19 protein-coding genes are annotated in these 22,057 nt (G+C 43.7%); 12 read left to right on the forward strand and 7 right to left on the reverse strand.

Annotation, left to right across the window (positions count from 1 at the left end):
• Nucleotides 1-2: 2 nt before the first annotated feature.
• Nucleotides 3-470 carry an NfeD family protein gene (locus BSR11_RS00890; protein WP_072668630.1) on the forward strand — a complete coding sequence of 156 codons (468 nt, stop codon included), beginning with the start codon at nt 3-5 and terminating at the stop codon, nt 468-470.
• Between the two features lie 142 nt (nt 471-612).
• Here the strand turns inward: BSR11_RS00890 and cueR are convergent, their stop codons facing one another.
• The 5 genes from cueR to zipA all read right to left on the reverse strand — a co-directional run bounded on the left by cueR (nt 613) and on the right by zipA (nt 6,222).
• Nucleotides 613-1,029, reverse strand: coding sequence for a Cu(I)-responsive transcriptional regulator (gene cueR / locus BSR11_RS00895; RefSeq protein WP_072668954.1), 417 nt, complete (start codon nt 1,027-1,029; stop codon nt 613-615).
• Nucleotides 1,030-1,040: 11 nt separating this feature from the next.
• Entirely contained in the window at nt 1,041-1,673 is a 633-nt protein-coding gene (locus BSR11_RS00900) for a DUF2057 family protein (protein ID WP_072668631.1), read from the reverse strand.
• A gap of 71 nt (nt 1,674-1,744) precedes the next feature.
• A complete protein-coding gene (locus tag BSR11_RS00905; RefSeq protein ID WP_072668632.1) occupies nt 1,745-2,818 on the reverse strand; it encodes a porin in 1,074 nt (357 codons plus the stop codon).
• A 468-nt stretch (nt 2,819-3,286) separates the two neighbouring features.
• Nucleotides 3,287-5,296: an NAD-dependent DNA ligase LigA gene (ligA, locus tag BSR11_RS00910; RefSeq protein WP_072668633.1), complete on the reverse strand. Its 2,010-nt coding sequence runs from the start codon at nt 5,294-5,296 to the stop codon at nt 3,287-3,289.
• 56 nt (nt 5,297-5,352) lie between these two features.
• Nucleotides 5,353-6,222, reverse strand: coding sequence for a cell division protein ZipA (gene zipA / locus BSR11_RS00915; RefSeq protein ID WP_072668634.1), 870 nt, complete (start codon nt 6,220-6,222; stop codon nt 5,353-5,355).
• Nucleotides 6,223-6,443: 221 nt separating this feature from the next.
• Here zipA and cysZ point away from each other — a divergent pair, with 221 nt between their 5' ends.
• The 5 genes from cysZ to crr all read left to right on the forward strand — a co-directional run bounded on the left by cysZ (nt 6,444) and on the right by crr (nt 11,444).
• Nucleotides 6,444-7,217 carry a sulfate transporter CysZ gene (cysZ, locus tag BSR11_RS00920; protein ID WP_072668635.1) on the forward strand — a complete coding sequence of 258 codons (774 nt, stop codon included), beginning with the start codon at nt 6,444-6,446 and terminating at the stop codon, nt 7,215-7,217.
• A gap of 193 nt (nt 7,218-7,410) precedes the next feature.
• A complete protein-coding gene (gene cysK / locus BSR11_RS00925; RefSeq protein WP_072668636.1) occupies nt 7,411-8,379 on the forward strand; it encodes a cysteine synthase A in 969 nt (322 codons plus the stop codon).
• A 297-nt stretch (nt 8,380-8,676) separates the two neighbouring features.
• Complete coding sequence (locus BSR11_RS00935) at nt 8,677-8,934, forward strand: HPr family phosphocarrier protein (RefSeq protein WP_004395710.1); 258 nt, start codon at nt 8,677-8,679, stop codon at nt 8,932-8,934.
• A 146-nt stretch (nt 8,935-9,080) separates the two neighbouring features.
• A complete protein-coding gene (gene ptsI / locus BSR11_RS00940) occupies nt 9,081-10,805 on the forward strand; it encodes a phosphoenolpyruvate-protein phosphotransferase PtsI (RefSeq protein ID WP_072668638.1) in 1,725 nt (574 codons plus the stop codon).
• A gap of 129 nt (nt 10,806-10,934) precedes the next feature.
• The gene (crr, locus tag BSR11_RS00945) at nt 10,935-11,444 is read left to right on the forward strand and encodes a PTS glucose transporter subunit IIA (RefSeq protein WP_072668639.1); all 510 of its coding nucleotides are present in this window, start codon (nt 10,935-10,937) and stop codon (nt 11,442-11,444) included.
• Nucleotides 11,445-11,527: 83 nt separating this feature from the next.
• Here the strand turns inward: crr and BSR11_RS00950 are convergent, their stop codons facing one another.
• Complete coding sequence (locus BSR11_RS00950; RefSeq protein WP_072668640.1) at nt 11,528-12,682, reverse strand: 2-octaprenyl-3-methyl-6-methoxy-1,4-benzoquinol hydroxylase; 1,155 nt, start codon at nt 12,680-12,682, stop codon at nt 11,528-11,530.
• A gap of 233 nt (nt 12,683-12,915) precedes the next feature.
• Between BSR11_RS00950 and miaB the strand changes: the two genes are divergently transcribed.
• From miaB to lnt, 5 genes are all read left to right on the forward strand, one after another.
• Nucleotides 12,916-14,340 (forward strand): tRNA (N6-isopentenyl adenosine(37)-C2)-methylthiotransferase MiaB, encoded by a 1,425-nt coding sequence (gene miaB, locus BSR11_RS00955; RefSeq protein WP_072668641.1) that lies wholly within the window; start codon nt 12,916-12,918, stop codon nt 14,338-14,340.
• A 117-nt stretch (nt 14,341-14,457) separates the two neighbouring features.
• On the forward strand, nt 14,458-15,543 hold the full coding sequence (locus BSR11_RS00960) for a PhoH family protein (protein ID WP_072668642.1): 1,086 nt from the start codon (nt 14,458-14,460) through the stop codon (nt 15,541-15,543).
• A gap of 2 nt (nt 15,544-15,545) precedes the next feature.
• Nucleotides 15,546-16,010, forward strand: coding sequence for an rRNA maturation RNase YbeY (ybeY, locus tag BSR11_RS00965; RefSeq protein WP_072668643.1), 465 nt, complete (start codon nt 15,546-15,548; stop codon nt 16,008-16,010).
• A 132-nt stretch (nt 16,011-16,142) separates the two neighbouring features.
• Nucleotides 16,143-17,042, forward strand: a complete 900-nt coding sequence (gene corC, locus BSR11_RS00970; protein ID WP_072668644.1) for a CNNM family magnesium/cobalt transport protein CorC — start codon at nt 16,143-16,145, stop codon at nt 17,040-17,042.
• Nucleotides 17,043-17,204: 162 nt separating this feature from the next.
• Nucleotides 17,205-18,716, forward strand: a complete 1,512-nt coding sequence (lnt, locus tag BSR11_RS00975) for an apolipoprotein N-acyltransferase (RefSeq protein ID WP_072668645.1) — start codon at nt 17,205-17,207, stop codon at nt 18,714-18,716.
• Nucleotides 18,717-18,788: 72 nt separating this feature from the next.
• Here the strand turns inward: lnt and BSR11_RS00980 are convergent, their stop codons facing one another.
• Entirely contained in the window at nt 18,789-19,259 is a 471-nt protein-coding gene (locus BSR11_RS00980) for a zinc ribbon-containing protein (RefSeq protein WP_072668646.1), read from the reverse strand.
• A gap of 121 nt (nt 19,260-19,380) precedes the next feature.
• On the opposite strand from BSR11_RS00980, the gene leuS reads away from it, so the two are divergent.
• A complete protein-coding gene (gene leuS / locus BSR11_RS00985; RefSeq protein WP_072668955.1) occupies nt 19,381-21,957 on the forward strand; it encodes a leucine--tRNA ligase in 2,577 nt (858 codons plus the stop codon).
• Nucleotides 21,958-22,057 lie beyond the last annotated feature (100 nt).

Raw genomic sequence — 22,057 nt, forward strand, 5'->3', positions numbered from 1 at the left:
GCTTGATTGAATGGCTCGCTCAATTTAATTACTGGCATTGGTTAGCCTTAGGGCTAGCCTTATTGGCTGTCGAACTGTTAGGAACAGCAGGCTATTTCTTATGGCTTGGTCTGTCTGCTCTTTTGGTTGGCCTGGTTATGCTGCTAATCCCAATAGGTTGGCAGTTACAGTGGATGACGTTTGCCAGCTTTGTCCTATTAACTACTTGGCTTTGGTGGCGTCGCCAGTTTAAAGCTGATCGAAATAGTGATGCTCAACGTTCGCTGAATCAAAAAGAAAAGCAATTGATTGGGCGACGCCTATTGCTCACTGAACCCGTAAAAGCACAGGTGGTCACTCGATTACAATTAGGTGATAGCACGTGGTCAGCAATCAGTGACCAAGATATTGCAGCTCAGTGTATGGTAGAGGTTGTTGCTCTTGATGGTATTACGCTTAAAATTAAACCTTATCAGCCTTTAGAAAAATAAGTAGTTACTTTGAGTGAGAGCTAAGAATAACTCTCACTCTCTCTATATGAAGATAGACTCACTGTATTAATTAAGATAAATCAACGTAGCCTATGCTGCTGCAGCTTCAAGTCAGAAGTAGACCGTAGAAAACGATAAAAATCTACGTGCTCTTATCGTCAACATCTTTACAACAACCCTTCAATTCTTTAATGATCGGACAATCATGTCCTTCATCACCGGGACAAGATGCAATCCACTCTTCAAGCTGCCGCTTAATCAAGGTGAGTTCGGTCAGTTTACTCGATACTTCCTGCAACTTTTCTTGTGCTCGCGCACGCACCGCTGCGCGCGTGCGCTGTGGATCATTGGCCAGTGTGAGCATAGCTTTACACTCATCCAGACTAAAACCTACTCGCCGACAGCGAGCAATTAATAATAAATCATCGACATGCTGTGGTGTGTAAGTTCGGTAACCACTTGCAGATCGTAATGGCACAGTGATCAGACCTTTCTCTTCATATAAACGAATCGATTTAGCACTTAATCCTGTTAATTTAGCAACTTGGCTAATATTCATCATATTTTTAATTATTGGCTTACTGCCCAAGATAAGAAAGATTTCTGTTGCTTTTCATCTAGCTCAAGATAAATTTTTTGAATCTCTTTTAATTTATCTATATCAATTGGAGTATCTTTTACTAATGATTTAGGGCGTACCGTAGAACTAATCATCGATAAATCGTTTATCGCAGCTTTACTCCCCGAGCGATTAAATTGACGAAGTTGTTTCGTGTAATCTCCCATAAAAGAAAATGAACGACCAGGTATAAAATCTTGAGTAATAATAAGATCTCCTTGGGTGATTTCTACATTTAAACTCGGATAACGATCAAATTCCCTAGCATTGCTTTCATCCCGAATAGTCATTGCTGATGCTAAGTTAACGACTCCAGAATCGCCAACCACTTTTAATACCATGAGTGGAGATTTATATTTATTTTGCTTGCCTGACATCTGAATTATTCGCTCAGTTCGTACAAGTAACTGATGTTCACCTGGATCTAAAGTCAATTCAGCTCGATGCCCAAAACTAACACCTTCTGATTCACCATTTACGGCCAACAATTGAATATCACGATCAAAATTAACATTAATTACCGCATATCCGTTAAACGAGATACTCAATAATGAAATAAGTAAACTAATAGGTAAAATTTTCATAGAACATCCTTAAAATGAAATGGCGAGCCAAAGCTCGCCTTATACTCTACCGCTCAATAATCTAGCTTCGCTTAGAAGTAGTATTCTACACCTACAGAGTATTCATCATAATCCGCTGATTTCCAGCGACCATTATATGAGTTACCAAAATCAAGAGTACGAGCTCGTGCATACAGTACAGCTGATGGGTCTACGAAATATAGCGCTTGCACAGAGAGCACATCATCATCGGAGCCTTTTAGCTTACTACCGCCGACTTTTAGCTCATCATTTTTGGCATAACCTAGCTTAAACTGCCAATCACCTGTCGTATAAGCTAAACCGGCTGAATACGCATTTTGTTTCTCTTTATCACCAGCGACAGGTTTCGCTTCCATCATCTTATATTGCGCATAGAAGGAAAGTCCATTATCAAACCATCCTTGAACACCAAATAGATAGGCATCATTATCCCATTCAGTGCTTTCTTTTGCTACGTCGCGGTTACCTTCATAAGCTAAATCAAATTGGAAAACAGAAACTTTATAATGCGCCGCGGCACCTATCCAATAATCTTTACCATCGCCTTTCTGTGCGCCATCTTTACCGGCCATACCATAGGCTAGATTAAAAGATAGGCTATCTGCAAATGTTGGTGTATCCCAACGAATAGTATTTGAAGCACGGTCTTGGTGCTTAGTGCCACCGATAGCACCACCCCAGTCGTATACATCACCTAAACCAGGGTTAGATGCAGGCCAGTCCACCAATTCGTAAAGAGGTGACAAAACTCGACCTAAACGAACAGTACCATAACTATCATGTTTAAAACCAACAAAGGTATCACGAGCACCTAGTTCAGAACCCGGATCAGAGAACGACGGATCAACATATCCAGCCTCAATTTGCCAAATAAAAGTTGATTCAATATTTTTGAAGTCTTTCTCACCACGGAAACCAATTCGAGACTCATTATTAAGCTGAGAGCCTCCTAACTTATCATCCGTTTCTTTATTACCAGCATCGTAATCTCGGTAAGCGGCTTGTAATGCGATAACGCCATAGACCTCATAGTTATCTGCTGCAGAAACATTAAATGCGATACCAGATGCAAGCATTGTTGCAACTGCTGCACCGACTAAGGAAGGTTTAAAATATTTGTCCATGGAAAACTCCTAAAAATGGATATAGCTGTTTTTATGTTTTCCCCCAAAAGTTGGCCGCCGAAGGGAGAAAGCTTTTCCTTGTATGAGAGTAAGTGCAATCTCTCATCACTATCTGCATACACATTGTGTATCCATGCATTAAGACTATCTGGATAGAGTAAAACATCAATCAGATCTTAATTTTTAACTAAAAAAATATGAGCCATAACAAATTTTAAGCGAGTAAGTGATCCAGATCTAATAATTAATATATTAAACAATAAATAAAAAAATTATTTAATTAACAATAACTTAAAAATTAAAATAATTGAATAATTGAAGTAGGTCGCATTGATCAAAAATAGAAAGTGACAAAATAGTTACATTCAATCTCACTAATTTCTCCTTATAAATTAAGTTATTTTGGGCAATAAAAAACCCTTAGCCATTAATCAAGTGGCTAAGGGTTGTCGTTAGTATTTAAAATCGTTAGGAGAGGAGATCCAACAAATCTTGCTCAGAAAATATCTCGATTCCCAGCTCTTGAGCCTTAACTAATTTAGATCCTGCCGCCTCGCCCGCAAACAGCATATCGGTGTTTTTTGATACACTACCAGTCACTTTGGCCCCTAAGCTTTGTAAAGCCGCTTTAGCTTCATTGCGTGATAATTGAACCAGAGATCCCGTCAATACCACCGTTTTCCCAGCCAGAGGTTGTGGTTTTGCAGCATCTTGAGGCTCAATATCAGGCCAAGTTACGCCTAAATCTCTTAGTTCTTGCACAACACGTTGATTCTTTTCCTGACTAAAGAAAGCATGCACATGGCTCGCCACAATCACTCCTACATCTTGAACTTCAATTAATTGTTCTATAGACGCTTGGCTGATCGCTTCCAAAGTACAAAAATGTTGAGCCAGATTCATCGCTGTAGCTTCCCCAACTTCACGGATACCTAGGGCATATAAAAATCGGGCTAAGGTCGTATGCTTAGCGTTCATTAGTGCCTGAGTGATGTTTTGAGCAGATTTAGGGCCCATTCTATCTAATACCGTTAACTCACCTGCTCGGAGTTTAAATAAATCGGCTGGCGTTTCGACCATTTCTCGCTCAACGAGCTGCTCAATCACTTTATCGCCTAAACCATCTACATCCATTGCTTTGCGTGATACAAAGTGCTTTAACGCTTCTTTACGTTGCGCTTGACATACTAAGCCACCACTACAGCGAGCAACCGCTTCGCCCTCAACTCGCTCCACATCAGATTGACAAACTGGACAGTGACTAGGGAAAATTATCGGTTGAGCTTCTTGAGGACGACGTTCCAACACGACGGAAACAATTTGTGGGATCACGTCACCAGCACGGCGAATAATTACCGTGTCACCAACCATGACACCTAATCGCTCGATCTCATCCGCGTTATGTAACGTCGCATTGCTGACTGTCACACCGCCGACAAATATCGGTTCTAACTTAGCAACAGGCGTGATGGCTCCGGTTCTTCCTACTTGAAATTCAACTTCATTTAAGCGAGTCATTTCCTCTTGAGCTGGGAACTTATAAGCAATCGCCCAGCGAGGAGCCCGAGCAACAAATCCCAATTTCTCTTGCAGTGCAATATCATCAACTTTAATTACCACACCATCAATTTCGTAAGGCAAATCCGCTCGTTTTGCCATGATAGTTTGATAGTAATCTTTAACTTGCGCCGCGTTTTCTACCCGCTGCGTCTCAGGGCTAACCGGAAGCCCCCAGCTTTTTAACTGTAAAAAACGTTCATAATGACTGGTCGATAACTCAGCACCTTCAACCACACCAACACTGTAAGCATAAAAAGCTAAAGGACGCTTAGCGGTAATACGAGAATCCAGTTGGCGCAAACTCCCAGCCGCCGCATTACGTGGGTTAACAAACACCTTTTGACCTTTTTTCAGTGCTTGAGCGTTCATCCGCTCAAAACCCTCTTTAGGCATAAACACTTCACCTCGAACTTCAATCCGTGAAGGCCATCCAGTGCCAGAGAGTTTGAGAGGGATCGATTTGATGGTACGTACATTTTCAGTGATGTTCTCACCTGTCGTACCATCGCCACGAGTCGCAGCTTGAGTCAATCGACCGTCCACATACAATAAGCTAACGGCTAACCCATCCAATTTAGGCTCACAACAAAAACGAGCATGCTGAGTGGCAGCAACTCGCTCACCGATACGACGAAAGAAGCTATCCAACTCACTATCAGCAAAAGCATTATCTAACGATAACATCGGTCTTTCATGAGTAACGGCTTCGAAACTCGATAACGGCGCTCCGCCAACACGCTGACTAGGAGAGTCTTCGCTTATCCACTGTGGATATTGCGCTTCAATTTCTAATAACTCCTGCATCAACCGGTCATATTCAGCATCTGGAATGGTTGGGGCATCTTCCACGTAATAACGTATCGCATGTTCATTCAGGATCTGCCGTAACTCTTGTAATCTTTGCTCTACGCGTTGCATTGTTATTCTCTCGGATCATGAAAAAAGGCTCCGGTCGGAGCCTTAAGATAGGTTAATTATTTCTGTTTAAGCTTGAACTGTTGAATTTGTTTACGATATTCAGCTAGCCGATTGGGGGTCATCAAGTTGCGCGCATCATCTAAAACGTTAGCACCCATATCATCAGCAATTTGTTGAGCCGTTTTGAGCATTAACTTAAAGTTTTGCTCAGCATCACCGTAACAAGGTAAGGTCATAAAGAAAGAGATACCTTTGGTGGTAAATTCCGCTGGATCATCATGTTTTAATGTTCCCGGCTGTAACATATTAGCCACACTAAACAAAACTTTTCCCGTTCCCGATAAATCAGCATGACGGTGATAGATGTCCAGCTCACCATACAGCAATCCATTTTGTTGGAAGCTATCAAACAATTTACTACCAACAAAAGGCTCAGCACCTGCGCAATGTACATTAAGCACAATCACCTGCATTTCAGGCTCTTCTTCTGGGATTTCATTTTGAGTAGAGGTAATGGCTTCAGATGAGTCTTCAACTACCGACGTATCAAGACGACGTTCCTCGTCAAAATCAACGTTTAGTTCAACTATTGGTTGTTCCGAGATAGTGTTGAGATCATGACTCAAAACGCTTTGTGCTGCCTCACTATTCTCTTGTAAATCATAATCAGCAATTAAAGGATCAATTTCATGACTGGTTAAACCAAAATCGGGCTCTCGGCGATCAGGGCGAGTGACTTCGTCATTCGACGTCACTTTCGCCTCTTTTACCGCCTTCTTATCTTGACGTTCAACATTGATACGCCCGAGCGGCTTATCGCCGAACTTCGACTTCCCTTCCTTTTTACTGGTCCAAAGACCATGAAACAATAAAGCGGCTATCGCTAGCCCGCCAACAATAATGAGTACGAATCGCAATTCCTGCATCTTAAACTCTCAGTGTTTCGGTGTTGATGTTCTGAGCTTTAACGCCTATGTTGAACGTCTGCCAAAGTGGGGTGTATCGAACTATAAGGTTACTTTACCAAAAGTTACCCCTGATTTAGAACAACTTAATGTTAGAAGTTACGTCTACAAGCGCATTTTTATTATTGTAAGCTTCAGTTACAATCTAAATTCTGCTTTTTACGTTCATATCGGAAGACATCATGTCCCCACGTTCTGGATTAGATTATTTTTTTGATGGTGTTCATCTGGCTTTTTCACCGGGTATCCGTCGCTTTACTTTACTCCCACTGATCATCAACTTACTGTTGGTTGGAACGGCTTTATATTACCTTTTTACTCATCTTAACGATTGGATAAACCAGTGGCTTAACGCTCTACCCAGTTTTTTATCTTGGCTATATTACCTACTTTGGCCATTGCTCACTATCACTATCCTCGGTACTTTTTCCTATTTTTTCAGCACGCTAGCTAATTTTATTGCTTCGCCTTTTCATGGCCTATTGGCCGAAAAGGTCGAGCAAAAAATAACCGGAGAAATCGAAAGCGATCTTAGCTTATTCTCTGTACTCAAGGACACGCCACGCATTCTTCTTCGTGAGGGACAAAAACTCCTTTACGTTATTCCTCGCGCACTAGGACTTTTCCTGTTGTTACTCATTCCAGGTTTAGGACAAACGCTAGGGCCTGTTATCTGGTTTTTATTCACCGCTTGGATACTCGCCATCCAATACTGTGATTATTCCTTTGATAACCATAAAGTGGACTTTAACGTGATGCGTAAGCAATTAAAACAGAAATCAGGTAAAACCTATGGCTTTGGCATGGTAGTCGCGCTATTAACCACGATCCCTGTTGTAAATCTTTTTATTATGCCAATTGCAGTATGCGGAGCTACCGCTATGTGGGTTGGTGAATTTAAATATTCTCATACCAGCCACTCGGCCTCTGCCAGCAAGACAATATCCACAAAATAGATTAACGACCTAAATAATGAAATGAATAACGTAAGGCTATAAGCGAAGAGAATAAAGCCATCTGATAAATCGCTAATAAGTTATAACTTTTTAATCCTTTTACTTTTCTATCGAATCTCTATTCTTGACCAGTATCAACCAATTTGTAGCAACGCATCAACGATTGACCAATGCGTAATAAAGGGACAGCACAATGAATAAAATTTACGAAGATAACTCTCTGACTATCGGTAACACGCCACTGGTTCGCCTAAACAAAGTCAGTAACGGCCGTGTATTAGCCAAAATTGAAGCGCGTAACCCAAGCTTCAGTGTTAAATGCCGTATTGGCGCTAACATGATTTGGGAAGCGGAAAAACAAGGCAAACTGAAAGAAGGGATTGAGCTAGTCGAACCAACCAGTGGCAATACTGGCGTTGCTTTGGCCTTTGTTGCTGCGGCCCGTGGTTACAAATTGACTTTAACCATGCCAGAGTCGATGAGTCTTGAGCGTCGTAAACTACTCAAAGCGCTTGGTGCTAACCTTGAATTGACTGAAGCGGCAAAAGGCATGAAAGGCGCTATTGCCAAAGCAGAAGAAATCGTCGCCAGCAACCCAAGTAAATACTTACTGCTTCAGCAATTCGATAACCCGGCCAACCCTGCTATTCACGAAAAAACTACAGGCCCTGAGATCTGGCAAGCCACCGATGGTCAAATTGATGTCTTCGTGGCTGGTGTTGGTACTGGCGGTACTCTCACCGGAACAAGCCGTTATATTAAGGGTGAAAAAGGTAAAGCGATCATTTCTGTCGCCGTAGAACCAGCTGAATCCCCAGTGATTAGCCAAGCCTTGGCAGGAGAAGACATTAAACCTGCACCGCACAAAATCCAAGGCATTGGAGCTGGCTTTATTCCAGGCAACTTAGATTTAGAACTGATTGACCGTGTAGAAACGGTAACGTCTGATGAAGCTATCGATATGGCTCGCCGCTTAATGGAAGAAGAAGGCATTTTAGCCGGAATCTCTTCAGGAGCAGCTGTTGTCGCGGCTAACCGCCTAGCCGAACTCCCTGAATTTTCTGGAAAAACCATTGTTACAGTGCTACCAAGCTCAGGAGAACGTTACCTTAGCACAGCACTCTTTGCTGGTATTTTTACTGAGAAAGAAAACCAACAGTAATAGGTGGTTAAATCAAATTTTCGTTTAAAAAAGCCCCATGCAGGGGCTTTTTTGTTGATCCTAGCCCCACCTTTGGTAATATCGGGATGTTTTATTTCTAGCTTCAAAATAAAGAAGCAGGCAAGATTAAAGTCAGGGCTGATTTCTGGTAAAACTCTACCTCAGCCGCTGATTGTTTTAAACTGAAATAAGCGCTACCACGAAAATCCCGTTACTCTGCTAGCAGAAATGGGCAGTAAAGGTTAAGCTTATCTAAGTGAACAACTTACAAAAACTACATTAATTGGGGTATAACACATGTACGAGAAGCAAGTAGAAATCACTGCAGAAAATGGTCTTCATACTCGTCCAGCTGCACAGTTTGTTAAAGAAGCAAAAGCATTCGATGCTGATATTACTGTGACTTCAAACGGTAAAAGCGCCAGCGCTAAAAGCTTATTTAAACTACAAACCCTTGGCCTAGTTAAAGGCACAGTGGTCTCTATCTCGGCTGAAGGCCCTCAAGCAAAAGAAGCCGTTGATCACCTAGTTGCCCTAATGGACCAACTTCACTAATCGACGCTCTCTATTTTAAATAAAGGTCATTTTGTTTGAACGACAAAATGGCCTTATTTGAAATATGATCAACAATAAACTACATATTATTGTTGATGCATCGTCTATATTCTCCCGTTTACAGTTGACCAATTTAAGGTAAGGCTATGATTTCAGGCATCCTAGCATCTCCAGGTATTGCTATCGGTAAAGCACTACTACTTCAAGAAGATGAAATAGTCCTAAACACAAACACCATCTCTGACGCAGAGGTAGCAGCAGAAATTGAGCGTTTTTACGACGCGCGCGCAAAATCATCAGCGCAGCTCACCGTCATTAAACAAAAAGCGCTTGAAACCTTTGGTGAAGAGAAAGAAGCCATCTTCGAAGGCCATATCATGCTACTTGAAGATGAAGAGCTAGAAGACGAAATTTTAGCCCTCATCAAAAATGATAAATTATCAGCAGATAACGCAATTTATACCGTGATTGAAGAGCAGGCTGCTGCTCTTGAATCGCTTGATGATGAATATTTGAAAGAGCGAGCGACCGATATTCGTGACATCGGCACCCGTTTTGTAAAAAATGCGCTCGGCATTAACATCGTGTCACTCAGCGATATTAATCAAGAAGTTATCTTGGTTGCTTACGATCTAACGCCTTCAGAAACCGCACAAATCAATCTTGACTACGTGCTTGGTTTTGCTTGTGACATTGGTGGCCGCACCTCACATACCTCAATCATGGCTCGCTCGCTAGAACTGCCTGCCATTGTGGGAACCAATGACATTACCAAACAAGTAAAAAATGGTGACATGCTGGTCATCGACGCGATTAACAACAAAATTTTTGTTAATCCAACCGAAGCCGAACTTGAGCAAGCCAAACAAGTTCAACACGCCTTCTTTGCAGAAAAAGAAGAGCTTGCCAAATTAAAAGACCTTCCAGCACAAACCCTTGATGGACATAGTGTTGAAGTGTGCGGCAACATTGGTACCGTAAAAGATTGTGATGGCATCATCCGTAATGGCGGAGAAGGTGTTGGTCTGTATCGTACCGAGTTCTTATTTATGGACCGTGACGCTCTGCCTACCGAAGAAGAACAGTATCAAGCTTATAAGCAAGTAGCCGAAGCCATGAAAGGCCAATCGGTCATTATCCGCACCATGGATATTGGCGGTGACAAAGATTTACCTTACATGGATTTACCAAAAGAAATGAACCCATTTTTGGGTTGGCGTGCAATCCGTATTAGCCTAGACCGCCGTGATATTCTACGCGATCAATTACGTGGCATTTTACGCGCGTCAGCACACGGCACATTGCGCATCATGTTCCCAATGATCATTTCAGTTGAAGAAATCCGTGAACTAAAACAAGCCATCGAAGAATATAAAGCTGAGCTACGCAGCGAAGGGCTAGCATTCGACGAAAACATCGAAATTGGTGTAATGGTAGAGACACCAGCAGCGGCCGCTATCGCTCATCATTTAGCCAAAGAAGTGGCCTTCTTCTCGATTGGTACCAACGATTTGACCCAATATACTCTAGCGGTCGACCGTGGTAACGAAATGATTTCTCACCTCTACAACCCATTATCACCAGCGGTTTTAACGGTAATTAAACAGGTGATTGATGCCTCTCATGCCGAAGGCAAATGGACCGGAATGTGTGGTGAGCTTGCAGGGGATGAGCGCGCGACACTACTATTACTTGGTATGGGTTTAGATGAATTCTCGATGAGTGGTATTTCTATCCCTAAAGTAAAAAAAGTGATTCGCAACACCAATTTCGCAGAAGTTAAAGCCATGGCTGAATATGCGCTGTCATTACCGACTGCCGCTGAAATTGAAGCGTGTGTAGAAAAGTTCATCACCGAGAAGTGCCAATAAGTTATCAACCCCCTACAATAGGTGACGATTAGCAAACTCCTTGAAGGATATAAAAATAGTCGTCTATTGTTTGGGATTGGTATACTATACTGGTATAGAATAAATTTGAAACGTTAGGAGCATGACACAATGGGTCTGTTTGACAAACTTAAAAAGCTAGTCTCTGATGACAGCGCTGACGCAAGTGCAATTGAAATTATTGCACCGCTTTCTGGTGAAATTGTAAACATTGAAGATGTGCCAGATGTCGTGTTTGCCGAGAAAATCGTTGGTGATGGTATTGCGATTAAACCTGCGGGTAACAAGATGGTTGCTCCAGTAAACGGGACTATCGGTAAAATCTTCGAAACGAATCACGCATTCTCGATTGAATCTGATGATGGCGTTGAGCTGTTTGTTCACTTCGGTATTGATACCGTTGAATTGAAAGGCGAAGGCTTTAAGCGTATCGCTCAAGAAGGCCAATCAGTAAAAGTGGGCGACACAATTATTGAGTTCGATCTTGCTTTGCTAGAAGAAAAAGCCAAATCAACACTGACTCCGGTTGTTATCTCTAATATGGATGAGATTAAAGAACTGAGCAAGTTGTCAGGTTCTGTGACAGTTGGTGAAACTCCAGTACTTCGAGTAACTAAATAAGCGATTTATCGCTAAATTACACTCAAGACTGAAAAACGCTGCTACTATGGCAGCGTTTTTTTGTGGCTAGCCATTCTATCCACTTACAAACCAAGCGCGTAACGTAATACCTGCTGCTTAATCGGCCCCGTATGATCCGCCCCTTTCAATAAAGCATTGCGCATTACTTTTAGAGGTAACTTATTGTTACTGAAGGTTTTATAAAAAATATCCATCCCAGTTTGCATCAACAAGTTATCAGGACGACGCTGACGCTGATACTGTAAAAAATGAGTATCAGTAAACACTGAAACGTCTTTTGTTACTGCTAATAATACAGAAACATCTTTAAAACCGAGATTCACCCCCTGTCCGGCAAGAGGATTAATCGTGTGTGCAGCATCGCCAACTAAAATACACCCCTGCTTCACGTAACACTGAGCATGACGACGAGTGAGTGGAAAATGACCATGCTGCAACACTTCAATATCACCCAGCTCTTGTGGAAAATGGCTAAGGATCGCTTTTCTAAGTTGACTTAATGACAAATTCGCCAGTTGCTTAATCCGTTGCGGTGAGTCATACCACACCAGTGAAGCCTGATGACCCGTTAACGGTAAAAAAGATCGCGGCCCAGAAGGAAAAAACTGTTGCCAAGTAATATCTTGTTGTGGTTTTTCAGTCGCCACGTTGATCAACATACAGTGCTGACGATAATCCCAAGCCGTGATACCAATGTGTGCCATCTTTCTCACTAGTGATTGAGCGCCATCGGCCCCAATAATCCATTGGCTATGCAAAACCTGACCCGATTGTAAAGTGATCGCTTTGAGCTCAGAACTAAAATCAATATGACTGAGTTGATCGGGGCAAAATAGTGTCAAATGAGGATAAAGCGCAAACTGCTCCCATAATCCCAATTGAAGAATTCGGTTTTCAACCATAAAACCCAGTTGTGCTAACCCTAGCGAATCGCTCGAAAAACGTGTGCGACACTCTGGATGCTCCCAGGTTTCTAAACGACGATAGGGACAGAGACGCTTTTGTGCAATCGCTGGCCAAGCGCCTAACGACTGCAATAAGTCCACAGAGGTTTGCGAGATGGCTGAAATCCGGACATCCATCGGTTGCTCTGACGAAAATGGCTGCGGAGCGTAACCTTCGACTAACGCCACTCGTCGTCCTTGCTTTGCAAAACCCAAGGCAGCAGCAGCACCGACCATTCCACCACCGACCACAACAACATCAAATTTATTCATTCTCGACCCTTTGGGGTTACTCTTTTTTCTTAGCTCATTGTACGGAGTGAGTTTTTTTTTGCGAACATATTTATCGTAAAACCTTGCACAAAACAGGGTAAAAACCTAGTAACAGCAACGGTTATAATTTATTTCTAACCCTAGTCAGTCACAAACGAAAGCAGTACAATACGCCGCTACCGTCGTGATGGCGGATCCTTATTTGAACAAACTATTGAACGAGCGAAAGTGAGATGAGTAAGAAACTGCTAATTAAAACCTGGGGCTGTCAGATGAACGAATACGATTCATCGAAAATGGCCGATTTGCTCAACGCGGCAAATGGTTATGAGCTAACTGAAGAGCCAGAGGAAGCAGACGTACTTCTACTTAATACCTGTTCAATCCGGGAAAAAGCCCAAGAGAAGGTCTTCCATCAACTCGGGCGTTGGAAAAATCTTAAAGACAAAAAACCAGGTGTCGTGATTGGTGTCGGCGGCTGTGTGGCCACCCAAGAAGGCGATCATATTCGTGAACGCGCCCCGTTTGTTGATGTGATTTTTGGCCCACAAACTTTGCATCGCTTGCCTGAAATGATCAAGCAATCACAATCGACTGATGCACCAGTGATGGATATCTCTTTCCCTGAAATCGAGAAATTCGATCGCTTACCTGAACCTAAAGCAGAAGGCCCTACCGCTTTTGTCTCCATTATGGAAGGTTGCTCGAAATATTGTACTTACTGTGTCGTACCTTATACGCGTGGTGAGGAAGTCAGCCGTCCGATGGATGATGTGTTATATGAAATAGCCCAATTGGCCGAACAAGGCGTGCGTGAAGTCAACCTCCTAGGGCAAAACGTCAATGCTTATCGTGGTCCAATGCACGATGGGACCATCTGCTCATTTGCTGAACTATTACGTTTAGTGGCTTCAATCGATGGTATTGACCGTATTCGCTTCACGACCAGTCACCCGCTAGAATTTACTGATGACATCATCGCCGTATATGAAGATACGCCGGAGCTAGTGAGCTTCCTGCATCTTCCAGTACAAAGTGGCAGTGATCGTATCTTAACCATGATGAAGCGCCCACACACAGCGATTGAATATAAGTCGATCATCCGTAAGCTACGTAAAGCTCGTCCTGATATCCAAATCAGCTCTGACTTTATCGTCGGCTTCCCAGGCGAATCAGACAGTGATTTCCAAGCTACGATGAAACTGATCAGAGACGTTGATTTTGATATGAGCTTTAGCTTTATTTTCTCACCTCGCCCTGGTACGCCAGCCGCCGATTACCCTTGTGATGTATCGGAAGAGACGAAAAAAGAGCGCTTATATGAACTTCAGCAACAAATTAATAGTCAAGCGATGCGTTATTCTCGTTTGATGCTTGGTACTGAACAGCGTATTTTAGTCGAAGGCCCATCAAAGAAAAACTTGATGGAACTGCGCGGACGCACTGAGAATAACCGTGTCGTTAATTTTGAGGGCTCACCTGATCTGATTGGTCAATTCGTTGATGTGAAGATCGTCGATGTTTTCTCCAATTCCCTACGTGGTGAACTGATCCGTACTGAGTCAGAAATGAACTTACGCGTCGTTATTTCACCTTCACAGATGATGGCGAAAACGCGCCGAGAAGATGCCTTAGGCGTTGCTTCTTTCACACCATAGATATGGGGCATATCCCCTCATAATGACGTGTGAGGAAGATTGACGTTTTTGGTCACAACATTCCATGAGTAGCCGGTCAACATCGGCTACTTATTCATGATTTATTGAGAGGCCAATTTGAGCAATAAAATCGTTACTTTAGAGATCACTCTCGAACCTTCCGACAACCGCCGCTTAGCCAGCTTATGCGGTCCTTTTGATGATAATATTAAACATCTTGAGCGTCGCCTCGGTGTCGAAATTAACCACCGTAGCAATTTCTTTACTATTGTCGGCAAGCCTCATACTGCCGCAGCCGCCCTAGACATCATTAAAACGCTATATGTAGACACGGCACCTTTGCAAGGCAATATTACTGATATTGAGCCAGAGCGTATTCATCTTGCGATTAAAGAAGCTGGTGTGCTCGAGCAAAATCAAGAATCTGCCATCACTTATGGCAAAGAAGTCTTCATCAAGACCAAAAAAGGCGTGATTAAACCACGCACACCAAACCAAGCTCAGTATTTGGTCAATATGGTCACCCACGACATTACCTTTGGGATTGGTCCTGCCGGTACGGGTAAAACCTATTTGGCGGTAGCTGCCGCGGTTGATGCCCTAGAGCGACAAGAAGTACGGCGTATTCTTCTCACTCGTCCTGCGGTAGAGGCGGGGGAAAAACTGGGCTTTTTACCCGGTGATTTGAGTCAAAAGGTTGATCCCTACTTACGCCCACTCTATGACGCCCTATTTGAAATGCTCGGTTTTGAACGCGTTGAAAAACTCATTGAGCGTAACGTTATCGAAGTCGCTCCACTGGCGTACATGCGTGGACGAACGCTAAATGATGCATTTATCATCCTTGATGAAAGCCAAAACACCACTGTGGAACAGATGAAAATGTTCCTGACCCGCATCGGTTTTAACTCACGCGCAGTGATCACTGGTGACGTAACGCAAATCGATTTACCTCGTGGTGCTCGTTCAGGGCTACGCCATGCCATCGAAGTGCTCAAGGAAGTCGATGAGATTAGCTTTAACTTTTTCTTAGCTGATGATGTGGTTCGTCATCCGGTTGTCGCCCGTATCGTTAATGCTTATGAAAAGTGGGAAGCTGAAGATCAAAAACAACGTAAAATCAATGAGCAACGTCGTCGTGAAGAACGGGAATCAATGAACATGACGCCGACAACCGCATCGAATACTGAGGAATCTCATTAGTCATGTCTATCGAACTAGACTTACAAATCGCCGTTGCAGACGAGCAAGGCCTGCCTAGCTTTGATGATTTTTTAACGTGGTTTAGCGCCGCAGTAACGCCTTTTCAATCTCAAGCCGAAGTCACCATTCGTGTGGTTGATCAAGCGGAGAGTCATCAGCTAAATTTAAACTACCGTGGCAAAGATAAACCGACGAATGTGCTATCTTTTCCATTTGAAGCCCCAGCTGAAATTGAACTGGATCTACTGGGAGATTTAGTCATTTGCCGGCAAGTGGTTGAGCAAGAGGCTCTTGAACAGCAGAAGCCTTTGATGGCTCATTGGGCGCATATGGTTGTACATGGCACTCTTCATCTGCTAGGTTATGACCATATTGATGATCAAGACGCGGACGAAATGGAAGCCCTTGAGACCGAAATCATGCAAAACATGGGTTTTGATGACCCATATTTAGCAGAGAAAAACTAAGCCAATACGCCCCATTAACCAAGCGCTGTAGGTAACCATAAAACCACTGCCGCTTGGTCGCTGGGAACCGATGCGGATAAAGCTTACATGTGAGCTATCACACATCTGATAGCGTTACCAATAAGAGAAATAATGAACGACGATAACTCGCCCTATTCGACCGAAGGAAAAAAAGAAAAATCTGAAGGTCCGAGTAGAAAGTCCTTCTTTGAACGCCTAGGTCAACTGTTTCAAACGGATCCTAAAGACCGTCAAGATTTAGTTGATGTGATCAGAGACTCAGAAATCAATGACCTTATCGACCACGATACACGCGACATGCTTGAAGGCGTGATGGAAATTGCAGAGATGAGAGTACGGGATATTATGATCCCCCGCTCACAAATGGTGACCGTTGAACGCACCCACGATATGGATACGCTCATAGCGATCATTACCGATGCTCAACACTCCCGCTATCCTGTTATCAGTGAAGACAAAGACCATGTCGAAGGCATACTTCTTGCGAAGGACTTACTCAAATATTTAGGCTCAAGCAGCGCTCCCTTCAATATCGAAGAAGTCATTCGGCCTGCCGTGGTAGTTCCTGAAAGTAAACGCGTTGATCGCCTATTAAAAGAGTTCCGTGAGGAACGTTATCATATGGCGATTGTCGTAGATGAGTTTGGCGGTGTATCTGGCTTAGTCACTATCGAAGATATTCTCGAAGAGATTGTTGGTGATATCGAGGACGAATTCGATGATGAAGAGCAACTGGATATTCGTAAATTAAGTAAACATACCTACGCCGTGAAAGCGTTAACGACCATCGAGTCGTTTAACGAAACGTTTGGCACTTCGTTTAGCGATGAAGAAGTGGATACCGTTGGCGGTTTGGTAATGACCGCGTTTGGTCATTTACCTTCTCGTGGAGAGATCATTGATATCAGTGGCTATAACTTTAAAGTCACTGCCGCCGACAGCCGAAGAGTAGTCCAACTGCAAGTGACTATTCCTGACTTACAAGCCCTTCCAGAAACCATGGAAGAATAGCTCGCTAGCGAGAACGGCCAGTCACGGTACGTAACCATAAAATCACTGCCATTGAACCTTGACGCGAACCATCAACATAACGCTGACGATTCGCGTCAAACTTAAAGGTAACGATGCTGATTCAGGCTCTCTGCCTGAATCACTTAATGAGAGCATGACTGGATGAAAGATCTTATCCCACAGCGCCTACAGCCTATCTTGGCTGTTTTTTTTGGTTCGCTGACCACATTAGCCTTTGCCCCTTATCAAATCTGGCCTATCGCTATTCTCAGCCCTTTGGTTTTATTACTGCTTATAGAGAAGAAAACGCCCAAACAAGCCGCACTACTCGGATATGGCTGGGGACTCGGGCAATTTGGTTTTGGGATCAGTTGGGTCTATGTCAGTATTGATACCTTCGGAGGAATGCCAACAATAGCCGGCTTGTTGCTGATGCTATTACTGGTTGCCTATCTCGCTCTGTATAATGGCTTATTTGCTTGGACTCTCAATCGTTTTTTCTCGACCACTCATTGGTCACGTTTTCTCTTCGCTGCGCCCGCACTGTGGCTACTCAGTGATTGGTTACGCGGCTGGGTTATGACCGGATTCCCCTGGCTATGGCTTGGCTATAGCCAAATCGACGGGCCGTTGGCTTCTTTCGCTCCTTTGGCGGGTGTTGAACTATTAACATTATTACTGATCATCAGTGCTGGTTCATTCGCCTATGCTTGGCAAAATAAAGCTTGGCGCTACTTACTGCTGCCCATCGGTATTTTTATCATCGGTGTCGTACTTCGCCCTGTCCAATGGGTAACACCGCAACCAGAACGAGCCACTAGCGTAGCGATTATCCAAGGTAATGTTGAGCAATCTTTAAAATGGCATCCCAGCCAACGCTGGCCCACCATCATGAAATATACTGATCTGAGCCGTGAAAACTGGGATGCTGATATTATTATTTGGCCAGAAGCCGCCATCCCTGCTTTTGAAGTAGAAATTGGTTCATTTCTTAGCAATTTAGATTCAGCCGCACAAATGAACCAGAGCGCAGTCATCACTGGCATTTTAAACCATGACCAGCAGGGGCACTATTTTAATAGTATTTTAGCGTTAGGTGAGACGGAACATGCAGAGTATCGCTACGATGTGACTCAACGCTATCACAAACATCACTTGTTACCGTTTGGTGAGTTTGTCCCCTTCGAAGAGTGGTTAAGACCATTGGCACCCTTATTTAATCTACCGATGTCTTCATTTAGTCGGGGAGATTATATTCAACCGAATATCATCGCTAAAGGATTCGCCTTCGCCCCCGCACTGTGTTACGAAATCATCTTTAATGAACAACTTCGTGTCAACGTCACCGAACAAACCGATTTTTTGCTGACTTTATCGAATGACGCTTGGTTCGGTGATTCGATTGGCCCATTGCAGCATATGGAAATTGCCCGTATGCGGGCCTTAGAACTTGGTAAGCCTCTGATTCGTTCAACAAATAACGGAGTCACCGCGATCACCGATCATTATGGCCGAATCACGCATCAAATCCCGCAATTCGAAACGGCAGTGTTGAGAGCCGAGATCATTCCGACTCGCGGACAGACGCCCTATCATCGACTCGGGAGCTGGCCACTCTATTTATGGGTTATTGTCAGCCTTGCCATAGGGATGATCACGATTCGCCGCTCTTAAATCAGCAATAACACTCGATCTATCCTCAAGCGCTATCCATATCGCGCTTGGGGGTCGTCCCTTTGATTTTTGCTAAGGTTGCAAAGGCTGACGGCTAAATAATTTATGGCCGCAGCGCAGACAAGGAACTATTTCTGTTGGGTGATTATACTCAACTTTATGATTGCAACTTTCGCACACTAAGATCCCCAAACCAATCATTTCCCCAGCTTGATAGACACCTTGATGCTCAAGATCTTGAAATAGCTCCACCCACTCTACTTTAGTTTTATCCGTAATATCCAACAGTCCTTGCCAGATAGAATTAGCAATCATTAAATAAAATGGCCCCGTTTTACTCTGCTCATACTGTTCAGAAAAAGCTTTTAAATCCGCTTTAACATAAGCCGAAATCAGCGCTAATTCATCTTGAGTCAGGTCATTGGCCGCCGCCACGATCTTACCCGACGTGTCTAAAATATGCTCTAACTCTTCTGGACTTTGTTTCAACGTTTCGAGCACTTCTTCTACTAACGCCTCATAACCTGCTTTTTGTTTTCGCATAAGTCACCTCGTTCAGTCGTATTGGCTATTGTTGTGCTGTGCCGCTTTAGGTATTCTATGTTGATCTATTACTACCTGTTCGAACCGAACTCACAAATTCCAAGATAACCGGATGTCATCGATGCAAGATCAATATAACCCGCAAGATATTGAACAGAAAGTTCAACAGCACTGGGACAACAACAAAACCTTTGTTGTAAGTGAAGACCCAAATAAAGAAAAATTCTACTGTCTTTCGATGTTTCCTTATCCAAGCGGTCGACTGCACATGGGCCACGTACGTAACTACACGATTGGTGACGTCGTTTCTCGCTTCCAACGTTTACAAGGTAAAAACGTCATGCAACCGATTGGTTGGGATGCGTTTGGCTTGCCGGCCGAAAATGCTGCAGTTAAAAATAAAACAGCACCAGCGCCATGGACTTACGAAAATATCCAATACATGAAAAACCAGCTCAAATTACTGGGCTTTGGTTATGACTGGAGTCGTGAATTCGCTACCTGCCGTCCTGAATACTACCGTTGGGAACAAGAGTTTTTCACCAAACTGTACGAAAAAGGGTTGGTTTATAAGAAAACCTCCTCAGTAAACTGGTGTCCTAATGACCAAACCGTACTTGCTAACGAACAAGTGGAAGACGGCTGCTGCTGGCGCTGTGATACGCCTGTTGAGCAAAAAGAGATCCCACAGTGGTTTATTAAGATCACCGCTTACGCGCAAGAATTGCTTGATGATTTAGATAACCTTGACGGCTGGCCAGAAATGGTTAAAACCATGCAACGCAATTGGATCGGCCGCTCTGAAGGGGTAGAACTGAGCTTCCAAGTTAAAGATCAGGCGCAAGATCTGGAAGTCTATACAACTCGCCCAGACACGCTGATGGGGGTTACCTATGTGGGTATTGCCGCCGCGCACCCTCTCGCGGTTCAAGCTGCTGCCAATAATCCGCAACTTGCGGCCTTTATCGAAGAGTGTAAAAACACCAAAGTTGCCGAAGCCGAACTCGCGACGATGGAGAAAAAAGGCATGGCGACGGGCCTGACAGCTATCCATCCTTTAAATGGCCGAGAAGTGCCTATCTATGTCGCGAACTTCGTACTAATGCACTATGGTACTGGTGCGGTAATGGCCGTTCCGGCACACGACCAACGCGATTACGAATTTGCCACCAAATACGGCTTAGATATCATCCCGGTGATTAAGCCTGAAGATGGCAGCGAGTTAGATATCAGCCAGCAAGCTTATACAGAAAAAGGCGTACTGTTTGACTCTGGTGAATTCGACGGCCTAACTTTCCAAGCGGCTTTTGATGCCATTTCAGCAAAACTCGAAGCGCTAGGTAAAGGTAAAAAGACCGTTAACTTCCGTCTACGTGACTGGGGCGTTTCTCGTCAGCGCTACTGGGGTGCCCCCATCCCAATGGTCACCACTGAAGATGGTCAAGTTCATCCCGTCCCTGCCGACCAATTACCAGTAATCCTGCCTGAAGATGTCACAATGGATGGTGTAACCAGTCCGATTAAAGCCGATAAAACGTGGGCTGAAACTACATTTAATGGTCAACCAGCACTGCGTGAAACCGATACTTTTGATACCTTTATGGAATCTTCTTGGTATTACGCACGTTACTGCTCACCACAAGCAGACGATATTTTAGACCCAGCTAAAGCCAACTACTGGCTACCGGTTGATCAATACATCGGTGGTATTGAACACGCTTGTATGCATCTACTCTACTCACGCTTTTTCCATAAGCTATTGCGTGATGCTGGTTATGTCACCTCCGATGAACCATTCAAACAATTACTTTGCCAAGGCATGGTATTAGCTGATGCTTTCTATTATAGCAATGAAAAAGGCACCAAAGAGTGGATTTCACCTACTGATGTTAAAGTAGAACGCGATGGTAAAGGTCGCATTATTTCAGCGATTGATCATCAAGGCCGACAAGTTGAGCACTCAGGCATGATCAAAATGTCTAAGTCAAAAAATAACGGCATTGACCCGCAAGAGATGGTCGATAAATACGGTGCAGATACAGTACGCTTATTTATGATGTTCGCTTCGCCTGCCGATATGACATTGGAGTGGCAAGAGTCTGGTGTTGAAGGAGCAAACCGCTTCCTAAGACGGGTATGGAAGCTTGTCGCTGAACATACCGCTAAAGGCGCGGCGGTTGCGGTACAAAGCGATGCCTTAAATGCCGACCAAAAAGCGCTGCGTCGTGATGTGCATAAAACCATTGCTAAAGTGACTGATGATATTGCTCGTCGTCAAACCTTTAACACGGCGATTGCTGCGATCATGGAGCTGATGAATAAACTCACTAAAGCGCCACAAGAATCTGAACAAGACCGAGCTATTTTGGATGAAGCGGCCAAAGCCATCACCTTAATGCTTTACCCTATTGCACCACATATCTGTTTTGAAATGTGGCAAGCACTAGGTGAAGCGGATATTGACCAAGCAACGTGGCCGACATACGACGAAGCAGCATTAGTTGAAGATCAGAAACTGGTTGTCCTGCAAGTTAATGGTAAGTTACGTGGTAAATTAACCGTTGCTGCGGATGCCAGCAAAGAACAGGTTGAAGCGCTTGGTCTACAAGATGAAAACGTACAGAAATTTACTGATGGTTTAACCATTCGTAAAGTTATTTACGTACCGGGCAAACTGCTCAATATTGTGGCGAACTAATCGCTAAGCTGATTGTCTGTATAGCCAAGCAACGTTAGGTTATCCGCTTACTATTCATGGTGGTCATCAATATCGAGCTGACCACCGAAATAGACTAAGC

The organism is Vibrio injensis, assembly GCF_001895205.1.
GTDB lineage: Bacteria > Pseudomonadota > Gammaproteobacteria > Enterobacterales > Vibrionaceae > Vibrio > Vibrio injensis.

Coding starts and splice junctions, on each gene's coding strand:
- BSR11_RS00950 (WP_072668640.1), bottom strand. CDS start 12,682: ATGAATAAATTTGATGTTGTTGTGGTCGGTGGTGGAATGGTCGGTGCT.
- cysK (WP_072668636.1), top strand. CDS start 7,411: ATGAATAAAATTTACGAAGATAACTCTCTGACTATCGGTAACACGCCA.
- lnt (WP_072668645.1), top strand. CDS start 17,205: ATGAAAGATCTTATCCCACAGCGCCTACAGCCTATCTTGGCTGTTTTT.
- ybeY (WP_072668643.1), top strand. CDS start 15,546: ATGTCTATCGAACTAGACTTACAAATCGCCGTTGCAGACGAGCAAGGC.
- leuS (WP_072668955.1), top strand. CDS start 19,381: ATGCAAGATCAATATAACCCGCAAGATATTGAACAGAAAGTTCAACAG.
- crr (WP_072668639.1), top strand. CDS start 10,935: ATGGGTCTGTTTGACAAACTTAAAAAGCTAGTCTCTGATGACAGCGCT.
- corC (WP_072668644.1), top strand. CDS start 16,143: ATGAACGACGATAACTCGCCCTATTCGACCGAAGGAAAAAAAGAAAAA.
- BSR11_RS00935 (WP_004395710.1), top strand. CDS start 8,677: ATGTACGAGAAGCAAGTAGAAATCACTGCAGAAAATGGTCTTCATACT.
- BSR11_RS00905 (WP_072668632.1), bottom strand. CDS start 2,818: ATGGACAAATATTTTAAACCTTCCTTAGTCGGTGCAGCAGTTGCAACA.
- zipA (WP_072668634.1), bottom strand. CDS start 6,222: ATGCAGGAATTGCGATTCGTACTCATTATTGTTGGCGGGCTAGCGATA.
- ligA (WP_072668633.1), bottom strand. CDS start 5,296: ATGCAACGCGTAGAGCAAAGATTACAAGAGTTACGGCAGATCCTGAAT.
- miaB (WP_072668641.1), top strand. CDS start 12,916: ATGAGTAAGAAACTGCTAATTAAAACCTGGGGCTGTCAGATGAACGAA.
- cysZ (WP_072668635.1), top strand. CDS start 6,444: ATGTCCCCACGTTCTGGATTAGATTATTTTTTTGATGGTGTTCATCTG.
- BSR11_RS00980 (WP_072668646.1), bottom strand. CDS start 19,259: ATGCGAAAACAAAAAGCAGGTTATGAGGCGTTAGTAGAAGAAGTGCTC.
- BSR11_RS00900 (WP_072668631.1), bottom strand. CDS start 1,673: ATGAAAATTTTACCTATTAGTTTACTTATTTCATTATTGAGTATCTCG.
- cueR (WP_072668954.1), bottom strand. CDS start 1,029: ATGAATATTAGCCAAGTTGCTAAATTAACAGGATTAAGTGCTAAATCG.
- ptsI (WP_072668638.1), top strand. CDS start 9,081: ATGATTTCAGGCATCCTAGCATCTCCAGGTATTGCTATCGGTAAAGCA.